Source organism: Gilvimarinus gilvus, from assembly GCF_030518155.1.
In the GTDB taxonomy this organism is placed as follows: Bacteria; Pseudomonadota; Gammaproteobacteria; order Pseudomonadales; family Cellvibrionaceae; genus Gilvimarinus; species Gilvimarinus gilvus.
Map to the genome: position 1 here is coordinate 1 of NZ_JAULRU010000779.1, position 396 is coordinate 396.

Consider the following 396-nt stretch of genomic DNA (forward strand, 5'->3'; position numbering starts at 1 on the left):
AGAAATAATTGCTGGCGGCAGTGGCCAGGCCCATTCGAGAATAAAAGTTTCAGCACTACTTCCCGCACAATTCACGGTAGTTGAAGCGCTCTTACCCTTATATGCTCTCATGTTGAATATCTCGCAACGCGCTTATTTTTAAGTCAAATAGCCGACCCCACGCCTGCATGAGATCTTCTTGAATTGCTGCGCGGGCATAATGCTCTGGCATAGCCGAATTTACGGACCAGCCAAAAAATGCACGCATACGCTGGAACGTAAGTTCCCTGTCTTGTTCACAATCCATGAACGTCGCGTAATATGCTGTTGCGCAGGTATGCCGAAGATCATGGGGGGATATATGTGCCTTTCCGCCTGTGCGATCACTGAATTTTTTTAATGCCTTGGGTGAGATTG

General features: G+C 47.5%; 1 protein-coding gene. It reads right to left on the minus strand.

Features of this window, described 5'->3' with window-relative positions; genetic code table 11:
- Nucleotides 1–97: 97 nt before the first annotated feature.
- The coding region (locus QWI17_RS19575) for a site-specific integrase (protein ID WP_302724213.1) at nucleotides 98–396 on the minus strand (299 nt) is incomplete at its 5' end.